The sequence below is a fragment of the Pseudomonas entomophila genome (assembly GCF_013523125.1).
GTDB classification, from domain to species: domain Bacteria; phylum Pseudomonadota; class Gammaproteobacteria; order Pseudomonadales; family Pseudomonadaceae; genus Aquipseudomonas; species Aquipseudomonas entomophila_B.
The window spans coordinates 45721-55998 of sequence record NZ_JAAMQJ010000033.1; the positions used below are offsets into that span (position 1 = coordinate 45721).

Here is a 10278-nt window from a genome sequence, read left to right on the forward strand (position 1 = left end):
TGCCAGCCAGGCTGATGTCCCGTCCCGTGCCACCTCTGCGCACGGTCGTCGTGCCCATTGGCCCTGCCGTTGGCCGACGTGTTTCCCGTTATTTGCGAAGACGAATCCTGCACATGAAACATCTACCGATCGCCCAACAAGCCCTCGCCGCCCAGGCCCAGGCCCTGACCCAGATGGCAGACCGCCTCGATGGCGCCTTTCAGCAGGCGGTGGACCTGATACTGAGTTGCCAGGGCCGTACGGTGGTCTGCGGCATCGGCAAGTCCGGCCTGATCGGCAAGAAGATGGTCGCCACCTTCGCCTCCACCGGCACACCGAGCTTCTTCCTGCACCCGGCCGAAGCCTTCCACGGCGACCTGGGGATGCTCAAGCCGATCGACGTGCTGATCCTGATCAGCTACAGCGGCGAGACCGACGAGCTGATCAAGCTGATCCCGAGCCTGAAGTCATTCGGCAACCCGATCATCGCCATGACCGGCAACGGCCGTTCGACCCTGGCGCGGCATGCCGACGTCTGGCTGGACGTGTCGGTCGAGCGCGAGGTCTGCCCGAACAACCTGGCGCCGACCACCTCGACCCTGGCGACCATGGCCATGGGCGATGCCCTGGCCGTGGCGTTGATCGACGCGTTGCAGTTCAAACCCATGGATTTTGCCCGCTACCACCCCGGTGGCAGCCTGGGGCGCAAGCTACTGACCCGCGTGCGGGACGTGATGCACTCCCCTGCGCCGATCGTGACGCCGCAGACCGCGTTCCATGACTGCCTGCTGGTGATGACCCAGAGCCGGTTGGGCATGGCGGTGGTGATGGAGGGCGAGACCCTGGCCGGGATCGTCACCGATGGCGACCTGCGGCGCGCGCTGCTGGAGGATCAAGGGGTGGTCAACGCAACGGTCGCCGACTTCATGACCACCACGCCACGGACCATTCGCAGCGATGCGCAATTGGCCGAGGCCGAGGCGTTCATGCTGGAGCACAAGATTCGGGTGCTGGCGGTGACGGATGAGGCGGGTGCGGTGGTGGGGGTGGTCGAGATTTTCGATTGAGGATGGGGAGACCAAGTAAAGGACGGTGCTGGTTTGGCATGGCCCGTGATCAGGGGGCGGCAGGGCTGGATTGTGGGCCCTGCGGGCCCAATCGCGGCACAGGGGCCGCTCCTACAGGTGGACCGCGTTGCTGATCTGGTAGAGGTGTGCCGTTCCTCTGGGGGTTGGACCACGCTGCTGATCTGGCAGATTGACACTACCCCCTGTAGGAGCGGCCCCTGTGCCGCGATTGGGCCCGTAGGGCCCACAAACCCGCCCCACCGTCTCTGCAGGCCAAGGCGCACCTGAAGCGCCTCATCACCTCGACTCAGGAATCCTGCCGCCGCTGCTGGTAGATCCAGTCCACGATCTCCCCTTCCGGCGCATACCCGCACACCAGCTCGCGCAACAGCTTGCGCACCTGCGGGTAATCGTTCGCCTCGACCGACGCCAGCAACGCTTCCAGCCTGCCCTTGAGCACGCTCCACGGCAGGCAATCCTCGTTCGCCGACATGATCATCGGGTGCCGGGTGGGCTCGACGTTGTCGCCGATCAGCAACTCTTCGTACAGCTTCTCCCCCGGCCGCAGCCCGGTGAACTCGATGGCGATGTCGCCCGTGGGGTTGCGCTCGGAGCGCACGCTGAAACCGGACAGGTGGATCATCTTCTCGGCCAACTCGACGATCTTCACCGGCTTGCCCATGTCCAGCACGAACACATCGCCGCCCTGCCCCATGGACCCGGCCTGGATCACCAGTTGCGCCGCCTCGGGGATGGTCATGAAGTACCGCGTGATCTTCGGGTGGGTGACCGACAGGGGCCCGCCCGCCTTGATCTGCTTGTGGAACAGCGGGATCACCGACCCCGACGAGCCCAGCACGTTGCCGAAGCGCACCATGGTGAAGCGGGTCTTGTTGACCTGCGCCACGTTGTGCGGATCCCCCAGCAGCACCGGTGCCGTCTCGCCGCTCAGCGCCTGCAGGGTCATCTCGGCCAGGCGCTTGGTGCTGCCCATGACGTTGGTCGGGCGCACGGCCTTGTCGGTGGAGATCAGCACGAAGCTCGACACGCCGGCCTGCAAGGCGGCCTGGGCCGTGCTGAGCGTGCCGATCACATTGTTCAACACGCCTTCGGCGACGTTGTGCTCGACGATCGGCACGTGCTTGTAGGCGGCGGCGTGGTAGACGGTGTCGACCCGCCACGTCTTGAGCACTTCCAACGTGTGTGCCTGGTTGCGCACTGACCCCAGGATCGGCACTACGCGCACGCGCAGCGATTCGTGGGCGATGCGCTCCTCCAGCTCGGTGGCGATGCTGTACAGGTTGAATTCGGCATGATCGAGCAGAATGAGCAGACGAGGCCGCAGCTCGAGGATCTGTCGGCACAATTCCGAGCCGATCGACCCGCCGGCACCGGTGACCAGCACCGCCTGGTTGACGATGCAGCGCTCGAGCAGGTCATGCTGCGCAGGCACCGCATCGCGGCCCAGCAGGTCGGCGATGTCGACTTCCTGAATGTCATCGACTTTCACGCGGCCACTGGCCAGGTCCATGATGCCGGGCACGCTGCGCACGTGCAGCCCGAAGCCCTCGAGGTAACTCAGGATTTCACGACGGCGGCCCCGGGATGTGGAGGGCAACGCCAGAAGGATCTCTTCGGCCCCCGTGGCGTCGATCATGCGCTGGATGCGATCGGGCTTGTAGACCTGCAGGCCGGCGATCATCCGGTCGGCGATGCCAGGGTCGTCATCGATGAAGGCCACAGGACGCATGGCCCTGCCCATGCGCAGTGCCGCGACCAGTTGGTTACCGGCAGTACCCGCACCGTACACCGCCACCTTGGGCAACCCATCGTCGCGCGTGGCGAACGGGACGTATTGCGCCGCGGCAAACCAGTCACCGAGAAAATACTGACGCATGGCCAGCCGCAAACCGCCGACGATCACCAGGCTCAGCCACCAGTAGTTGAAGATGATCGACCTGGGCACCACCTGGGGCGGCGCGCTGTACCAGAACACCACCAGGGTCAGCATCAGGGACGCCAGGCTGACGGCCTTGATGATGGCCAGCAGGGCGTCGTTGCCAAAATAGCGCATGACCGCCCGGTACATGCCGAAGCGAATGAACAGCGGGATCGAGACGATCGGTGCGGCGACGAACAACCACGGATGCGCAAGAAGCGGGTTGTACATCTCATCGATGCCCAGACGCACGATGAAGGCCAGCCAGAGCGCCAGCCAGACCAGAAAGACGTCGGTGGTCACCTGAATCAGGCGCTTCGTGCGCCGCGGCAGGTTGACCAGGTAGGTGCGCAACTTGTCCATAGATACCGGCCCGCAGGCACGCCCTCTTGAATAGCACGCGTTCGGTGACAACCGATCCGCGCGTGAATGTCAGTGTCCTGTACAGCGCAGCCCTGTCATGCGTGTGTCACTCAGGTCAGCTCATGCTTGCCGGCCTGGTAACGCAGCGCCACTACGCCCAGTGGCAGGTAGGCGATCACGGTGCCCAGCATTCCGTCGAGCCCCAGCCACGTCACACACAAGGCCATGGGCAGCAGCCAGCCCAACGTGATGGCAGCCGTTGCCAGTGTCACCGGCAGATGACGCCCGGCGCGGCGTGCAGCGTGCTGGTAGGCATGGCTGCGGTGCGCCTGGTAGACCTTTTCGCCCGCAAGCAGACGGCGCAGCAGCGTTACCGTGGCATCGACGACGAAGACCCCGAGCAGGATCAACCAGGCCCAGAAGTAGTGGGCGTCCAGCCAGGCACCTTGCAACGACAGCCCCCCCAGCGTCAAACCGAGAAAGCCACTGCCGGCATCGCCCATGAAGATCTTGGCCGGAGGCGCGTTCCAGACGAGAAAGCCCAGCACCGCAGCCGCCAGCACCAAAGGGGCCACCAGTGCCTCGGTATGCCCGCCCAAGGCGTAGACGAGGCTGATGCCCCCACAGACCGCCAGCGCCTCGGCACCCGCAATCCCGTCGATGCCATCCATGAAGTTGTACAGGTTCAGCAGCCAGACCAGGTACACGGCCAGCAACGGTAATAATATCCCTGCCGAGTGTACTGGAATACCGGCCACATGGAGTACCGGGGCACCGCCTGTGCCCACCAGGAGGCCTAAGGCCGCCGCAAAATGGCCCAGCAGGCGCCAACGGGCCGGGATATGACGGTGGTCATCGATGAAACCGACGATGGCGACCAGCAGCCCGGCCGCGCCCAGGGCCAATGCATGTGCCTCACTCATCCAGCCGAGCTGCCAGAGCACTCCAAGAGCCGGCAGGAACGTCAACACGATCGCCACGCCACCGCCGCGTGGCGTCGGCACGGTATGGGAGCTGCGGGCATTGGGGATGTCCATCAGGCTACGGGCCAGCGCATAACGCCGCAGGACCCAGGTCAGGATGCAAGAGAGGATCGCCACTGCGATCAACAGCCAGGCGAACGTCATCGACGGCGGGACTCCAGGAAAGGGTGGGCGGTGGCCTGCAAGGCCTCATCGACGGGGACGGCAGGCTGCCAGCCCAGACGCTGTCTGTTCTTTTCGATATCGACCTGCAACGAGCCCAGCAACCGCTGCGCGATGCCTGCCCTGCCCGTCAGGCGAGCCGCGAGCGCCAGCCAGGTGGCAGACACCGGAAGCAATCTTGGACGACGGCCCAGGGCATGCGACATCCGTCGCAGCAAGCCGGACGTGGACAGGTCTTCCCCATCGCTGACCAGAAAGACCTGGTTGGCAGCTTCGGGGTGGTCCAGGCACACGCTGATGAAATCCACCAGATTGGCCAGGCTGACCAGGCTGCGTCGATTGTCGATGGCGCCCAGCGGCAAGGGCACACCGCGCGCGAGCCAACGCATCAGGCTCGCCATGTTGGCTCCAACCCCAGGGCCGTACACCAGGACCGGCCGCACGATGACCACATCCATGCCCGTCGTGTGTGCCAGGCGCAGAAGCCCTTGCTCGGCCTCGTATTTGGAGATCCCATAGGGATCCGTCGGTTGCGGTGGCTGATCGGCCTCGAAGGGCTGGCCGATGCGCGTCTGCTCGCCGTTGACCTTGATCGAACTGATAAACACGAAGCGACGGACACCAGCACGCGCGGCCTGCTCGGCCAGGGCCAGGGTGCCCTCGGTATTGACCCGACGGAACGCGGTGAGCGGGTCGGCCTCGGTCTCGTCCATGACGTGCACGCGGGCAGCGGTATGGACGACCTGATCGACACCTGCCAAGGCAGCCGTCCAGTCCGCCTCCGGCCCCAGGGCTGGCACGATCCGTGTCTCGGCCCCTGCCGGCACCGAGGCGTCGGCGCGCCGTACGCCTGCTACCACGGTACGATCATGAAGTTTCAGCAGATGAGCGACCAGGGCGCGCCCGACGAAGCCATTGGCCCCGGTCACCAGTACCGTGCCGCCGTTCAGTGCATCGCTCATGCCGGACGATCGAGCAGTTGACGGTAAAGCTGGACGTAATGGTCGATCATGGTGGTGGACGAGAACATCGTCTCGAAGCGACGACGGGCGTTTCGCCCCATCTCGGCCGCGCGCTCGGGATCGTTCCACAACGTGAGCATGGCCTGGGCCAGGCTGTCGACATCGCGTGGCGCGGCCACCAGACCGGTTTCACCGTCCAGGTTGATGTAGGTGGTGCCGCTGCCGATCTCGCAGGAGATCATCGGCTTGCCATACATCGCGGCCTCGAGCAGCGAGATACCGAACGCTTCCGAACGCAGGTGCGAGGGGAAGACGAAGCCTTCGCACAGTGTGAGCAGCGCCACTTTGTCGTGATCGTCGACGCCGCCGACGAAACGCACCGAATCGGCGCCGAGGCTCACGGCCTGGGCACGCAGCGTCTGCTCAAGGTGGCCGTGACCGACGATGACCACCGGCAGCCCGGTCTTGCTGGCCGCCTCGATCAGGTAGTTCAGGCCCTTGTAGTAACGCAGCGCGCCGACGAAAAGGAAGAACCGTGGGCCGACCTGATCGCGCCAACGATCCAGGCGCTGTGCGTCCACCGTCGGGTAGGTCGACTCGTCCAGGCCGAACGGAATCACCTCGACCTTGTTTTTGAAGCGCTGCAGCGTCTCACTGTGCGCCACGTAGTTGGGCGACGAGGCGACGATGCGATCGACGCTGCCGAGGAACCGGTGCATCACGGGCTGGTACAGCTTGAGCAGGGTCTTCTGCTTGACGATGTCGGAGTGGTACGTGACCACGGTCGGCTTGTTCAGGCGGCTGGCGAAGTGCACCAGGTCCATGAACGGCCAGGGGAAGTGGTAATGGATGATGTCCGCCTGCCGGGCCAGCTCGGCGAAATCCTTGAACGCCGACAGCGAGAACCCGGTCGAGGCGACTTGCAGGTCCAGCCTGGAACGGTGCGCCCGGTGATGCCCGACCTCCTCGTCACGCCCGGCACCGCGGGTGCTCAGCGATAACACCTCGGCCTCGACGCCCTGGGCACGCCCACCTTCGGCCAGCTGGAAGATCACCTGCTCGATGCCGCCCATGGTTTCGGGGTAGTACGTCTTGAAGAAGTGCAGGACCTTGATCATCGCGAGGCCACCGTGCGGCGATAGACGTTGAGGGTGTCGAGCGCGCAGCGCTCCCAGGAGAACCGGGCAGCATGGGCCAACCCGGCAGGCACGGCACAGGCGCGCCAGGCGTCGTCTTCCAGCCCCTTGGCGATCAGTGCCGTCAGGGCGTCGACGTCCATCGCCTCGCACATCAGTGCCGCATCGCCTGCCACTTCGGGCAACGAGGACGTGGTGGAGCACACCACCGGCACACCCGAAGCCATGGCTTCGAGCACGGGCAGGCCGAAGCCTTCGTACAGCGAGGGGAAGGTGAACAGCCGTGCGCCAGCGAACAGCGAAGGCAGGTCCTGACTGGGCACGAAGCCCAGGTAGTACGCCCAGCCTTCACGACGGGCGCTCTCGAGCCGCTGGTGAATGGCCTCGCTGCACCATCCCTGGTAACCGGTCAGCACTAACGGCCAGCGGGTGCGCACGGCCAGCGGCAGGCGCTGATAGGCATCGAGCAGGGTCTGGATGTTCTTGCGCGGCTCGATGGTACCGACGAACAGGCTGTAGCCCCCAGGCTGTAGACCATGCTGGTCGAGCACGGGGCGAAGCGCTGCCTCGTTGCGCGGGTGGAACTCCGGTGCACTGGCCAGGGGGACGGTGTCGATGCGGTCCAGCGGCCAGTCGAAGAACGCCGCCAGCTCCTGACGGGTAAACTCCGAGTCGGTGATCAGGCGATCGGCGCGCTTGATGGTCTGCGTCAGCTCCTTGCGCAGGAAGCGCGCCATCTGCGGTGCATGGCACTGCGGCCAGGTGAAGGGCGACAGGTCATGGAACGTCGCCACCCGCGGCCCCTTGAACGGAGGCAGGTAGTAGTTGGGGCTGTGGTAGAGGCAATCGGCGTGCCCGTTCAGGGCCCGGCTCTTGAGCCAGGGCATGAGCACGCGGTAGGCCTCGATGGCGACCGGCATCTTCTGCACCAGGCGCTTGAGGCCATGCCCGCCACCGGATTGATCCTGGGGGCTGGGCAGCGCGGGCAGGAAACGCCGACCCGCCATGTAGCGCAGCTCGGTGATGTCAGGGCATTGCGCCAGGCGCTGCGCCAGTTCGTAGGTATAACGGCCGATGCCCGTCAGCGGGAAGCGAACGGGCTCGACGGAAAGCACGACTTTCATTAGTGCGCATCCAGCATCCAGGCCAAGGTGTCCCCCAAGGGGGGCGTGGTCCAACCCGGCACCAGACCGCGCAGGCGCGTGTTGTCGCCAGTCAGGGTCTTGACCTCGTTGGCCCGCACGAAGGCCGGGTTCACGGTCACCTCGATCCGGTGGCCGGTGATCTGTTCGCACAGGGCGATGACGTCGCGCAACGAATGGGCAACGCCGGAGCTGACGTTCACCGTCTGGCCGACCGGGGCCGCTTCGAGCAGCCCCCGGTAGGCGGCCACGACCGCGCGCACGTCGCTGAAGTCGCGCCAGACATCGAGGTTGCCCAGTTCGATCACAGGCGCGCGACGGCGGAAGTGCGACACGATCTTGGACAACAGGAAATTCTCGCCCTGCCCCACGCCCGAATAGTTGAACGGGCGTGTGATGACCAGGGGTAGACGGTCTTGCCACAAGCGGGCCATGTACTCCATGCCCAGCTTGCTGACTGCATAATCGTTCGCCGGGGCCGGTGGCGTGGCCTCGCTCAGCATCCCGTCGGAGGCGTTGCCATAGACGTTGGCGCTGCTGGCGAGCAGCACACAGTCCGGAGTCTTGCCACAGGCGGCGATGGCCTCGAGCAGGTTGCGCGTGCCGATCAGGTTGACCTGATAGAACGCGTCGGCCACACCATGGCCCACGAAGGCGAGTGCAGCCAGATGCACGACGACATCCGGCTGCAGGTCGGCCAGCACGGCGCGCAGACCCACCGCATCGGTCAGGTCTGCCTGAAGGTAACCCGGCTCGTCGGACGCCTGGCTGCCGGTGCCGAACACCTCGTAGCCCTGGGCCTTGAGTTCGGCGGCCATGTAGCGGCCGGTGAACCCGTGCAAACCGGTGATCAGTGCGCGTTTGCTGGCCTGGGTCATCAGAACGAGAACCCTTGCTCGTTACGACGCAGGTCGGCTTCGACCATCATGCGGCACAGCGCTTCGAGCGACGTCTTCGGCTCCCAGCCCAGGACTTCCTTGGCCTTGGCCGGGTTGCCGATCAGCAGGTCGACTTCGGTCGGGCGGTAGAACTTCGGATTGATCGAGACCAGCACCTTGCCGGTGGCAGCGCAGATGCCCTGCTCGGCTTCGGCTTCGCCCTTCCAGTTCAGGGTGATGTCGACGGCCTTGAAGGCCATGCTGACGAAGTCACGCACGGTTTCGGTACGGTTGGTGGCCAGGACGAAGGTGTCCGGCTCGTCGGCTTGCAGCATGCGCCACATGCCTTCGACGTATTCCTTGGCAAAGCCCCAGTCGCGCTTGGCGTCCAGGTTGCCCAGCTCCAGGGTCTCCTGCAGGCCCAGCTTGATCTTGGCGACGGTGTCGGTGATCTTGCGGGTCACGAACTCACGGCCACGCAGGGGCGACTCGTGGTTGAACAGGATGCCGCTGGTGGCGAAGATGCCGTAGGACTCGCGGTAGTTGATGGTCATCCAGTGCGCGTACAGCTTGGCGACGCCATACGGGCTGCGCGGGTAGAACGGGGTGCTCTCGACCTGCGGGATGGCCTGGACCTTGCCGAACATCTCGGAGGTCGACGCCTGGTAGAAGCGGACCTTCGGGTTGACGATACGGATGGCTTCCAGCAGGTTGACCGCGCCCAGACCGGTGATTTCGGCGGTGGTCAGCGGCTGCTCGAAGGACACGCCGACGAAGCTCTGGGCAGCGAGGTTGTAGACCTCGGTGGCTTCGGTGGTCTGCAGCAGGCGGATGCTGGCGGACAGGTCGGTCAGGTCGTACTCGACCAGGTGCAGGTTGGGATTGTTCTGGATGCCCAGTTCTTCAATACGCCAGAAGTTGACGGAGCTGGTACGGCGGTAGGTGCCATAGACGGTGTAGCCCTTCTCCAGCAGCAGTTCCGCCAGGTAGGCGCCATCCTGACCAGTAATCCCAGTGACGATTGCTTTCATGCGAATTAACCAACTCCGTTAGTACGATAAAGGGCATTCATGTGCCGATGGCAGCACCACAGAGGGCTGCAAAGCATGCCGGCGTGAATTCGGGTGCGTGAGTATACATCTACCGCCGCGTCGTGCTCGACGTACATCACGTAACAAGATCACACCCTGCGGCGTTCGGCGACATGATCGTGCAGGTGGTAAGGACATCAAAGCAAATTTTTCGTTCGGAGGGGTGTCGGATAAAACCGATTTTGGGGGCAAGCGGCAAGCGGCAAGCGGCAAGCGGCAAGCGGCAAGCGGCAAGCGGCAAGCGGCAAGCGGCAAGGAGTGTGGCGGTGGGAATGCGGCAGGGAAAGAGGTAGTTGGCATGAATGGAGGATGTAGGCGCGCCATCGTTGTCCAGGCGATTGGCTGCTTACTGCGGCAGCGGGTTGAATGGCTTCATGGGCCCTGCGGGCCCAATCGCGGCGCGGGGGCCGCTCCCACAGGGGACCGCGGTTGCCTGTACCACAGCGGTAGGTGTAATTGAATGGACTCGCCCCCGCCGAGGCATCACAGTGCCACGGTGGCGTTTCTTGAACAGCCAACGGCAGCGAGGGCCAGTCCATGAGCAAGCATAAAGCCAAACACAATTCCCTGTCTTCC

General features: G+C 64.7%; 8 protein-coding genes. 1 reads left to right on the plus strand and 7 read right to left on the minus strand.

Going from position 1 to position 10278, the window contains the following annotated elements; translation table 11 throughout:
- Positions 1-113: 113 nt before the first annotated feature.
- Positions 114-1046: a KpsF/GutQ family sugar-phosphate isomerase gene (locus G7007_RS16245; protein WP_181103268.1), complete on the plus strand. Its 933-nt coding sequence runs from the start codon at positions 114-116 to the stop codon at positions 1044-1046.
- A gap of 307 nt (positions 1047-1353) precedes the next feature.
- Here the strand turns inward: G7007_RS16245 and G7007_RS16250 are convergent, their stop codons facing one another.
- From G7007_RS16250 to gmd, 7 genes are all read right to left on the minus strand, one after another.
- Entirely contained in the window at positions 1354-3348 is a 1995-nt protein-coding gene (locus G7007_RS16250) for a polysaccharide biosynthesis protein (protein ID WP_181103270.1), read from the minus strand.
- A 110-nt stretch (positions 3349-3458) separates the two neighbouring features.
- Positions 3459-4475: an MraY family glycosyltransferase gene (locus G7007_RS16255; RefSeq protein ID WP_181103271.1), complete on the minus strand. Its 1017-nt coding sequence runs from the start codon at positions 4473-4475 to the stop codon at positions 3459-3461.
- The gene (locus G7007_RS16260; protein WP_181103272.1) at positions 4472-5455 is read right to left on the minus strand and encodes a UDP-glucose 4-epimerase family protein; all 984 of its coding nucleotides are present in this window, start codon (positions 5453-5455) and stop codon (positions 4472-4474) included. The genes G7007_RS16255 and G7007_RS16260 overlap by 4 nt, the downstream gene beginning before the upstream one ends.
- A complete protein-coding gene (locus tag G7007_RS16265; RefSeq protein ID WP_181103274.1) occupies positions 5452-6573 on the minus strand; it encodes a glycosyltransferase family 4 protein in 1122 nt (373 codons plus the stop codon). The genes G7007_RS16260 and G7007_RS16265 overlap by 4 nt, the downstream gene beginning before the upstream one ends.
- Positions 6570-7715, minus strand: coding sequence for a glycosyltransferase family 4 protein (locus G7007_RS16270; RefSeq protein WP_181103276.1), 1146 nt, complete (start codon positions 7713-7715; stop codon positions 6570-6572). The genes G7007_RS16265 and G7007_RS16270 overlap by 4 nt, the downstream gene beginning before the upstream one ends.
- Complete coding sequence (locus G7007_RS16275) at positions 7715-8611, minus strand: GDP-mannose 4,6-dehydratase (protein WP_181103278.1); 897 nt, start codon at positions 8609-8611, stop codon at positions 7715-7717. Before G7007_RS16275 ends, G7007_RS16270 begins: the two co-directional genes overlap by 1 nt.
- A complete protein-coding gene (gene gmd, locus G7007_RS16280) occupies positions 8611-9642 on the minus strand; it encodes a GDP-mannose 4,6-dehydratase (RefSeq protein WP_181103280.1) in 1032 nt (343 codons plus the stop codon). Before gmd ends, G7007_RS16275 begins: the two co-directional genes overlap by 1 nt.
- Between the last annotated feature and the right edge of the window lie 636 nt (positions 9643-10278).